This window comes from Amnimonas aquatica, from assembly GCF_002943415.1.
Lineage (GTDB): Bacteria > Pseudomonadota > Gammaproteobacteria > Pseudomonadales > Moraxellaceae > Perlucidibaca > Perlucidibaca aquatica_A.
In genome coordinates, this window is the sequence record NZ_PTQZ01000360.1 from 1 (window position 1) to 1,173 (window position 1,173).

Below are 1,173 nucleotides of genomic sequence, written 5' to 3' on the forward strand. Positions count from 1 at the left end.
GCGCCGCTCGGTGCGCGGCTACCTGCCCGACCCGGTGCCCGACGCGGTCCTGCGCGAGGTCTTCGAGCTGGCGCAGACCGCGCCGTCGAACTGCAATGTGCAGCCCTGGCAGGTCTACGTGGCTTCCGGCGCCACCCGCGACGAGCTGCGCCGCCGCTTCACCGAGGGAGTCGCCAGCGGCAAGGCCATGACCCCGGACATCGGCTTCCTGCCCGCGCTGGCCGGCACCCACCGCACGCGCCAGGTCGAGTGCGCGCAGGCGCTGTACGGCGCCATGGGCATCGCGCGCGATGACAAGGCCGGCCGCATGCGCGCCACCCTGCGCAACTTCGAGCTGTTCGACGCGCCGCACGTCTGTTTCATCGGCATGGACCGCGCGTTCGGCAAGCTGATGGCGCTCGACGTCGGCATGTACACGCAGACCCTGATGCTGGTCATGGCCGCGCACGGCATCGGCAGCTGCGCCCAGGGCTCCATGGGCTACTACCCGCAGGATGTGCGCGAGGTGTTCGGCATCGACGACAACATCGCCATCCTGTTCGGCATCTCGTTCGGCTACGAGGACACCACCGTGGCCGCCAACCAGGCCCGCACCGTGCGCGCGCCGCTGGGCGAGAGCGTCGTCTTCAGATGAGCCTCGCGGGCGGAGCCGGCACCGCCCGGCCCGCCTGCCCTCCGTCCGCCCCGGCGACAAACCGACGACCAGCCATGCCCGCCGGTTCCGGCACCCGGTGGTGCTGTGTATAACAAACACAGCACCACCGGAGAGGGCACAGGCATGAGCGACGACCAGACACCGCCGGAACAGGCGCCACGACGCCAGCGCGCGGTACGCCGCGCCGTCGGCCAGGTTCAGGAGGCGGCCGGCTTCGCGCGCGAGGTCGCCGGCCTGGTGACCGGTCTCGCCGGCGTCGCCGCCCAGGGTGCCGCCAGCGCCGCCGGCAGCACGGCACGTGGCGCCGCACGCGAGGCCGGCGCCGCCGCGCTGAAGATCGCCCGCCACGCCCTCGGCCGCTCGACGCTGACCCTGCCGCTGCCCGAGCTGCTGCTCAACAACCAGCTCAGCCAGCGTGCGGCCGGCTATCCGGCCGTGGACAGCCTGCGCGTCGACTGCAGCCACGACCTGCTCCGCATCAAGGTCGACGGCCACTACCAGCGCGTGGTCTACACCGC

The 1,173-nt window shown here is 72.5% G+C and carries 1 protein-coding gene and 1 pseudogene; both read left to right on the top strand.

The genetic code is table 11. The features are described 5' to 3' along the window. The coding region (locus C5O18_RS09965; protein WP_105193467.1) for a nitroreductase at positions 1-634 on the top strand (634 nt) is incomplete at its 5' end. A 144-nt stretch (positions 635-778) separates the two neighbouring features. Further along, positions 779-1,173, top strand: a pseudogene (locus C5O18_RS09970) (hypothetical protein); the annotation flags it as partial.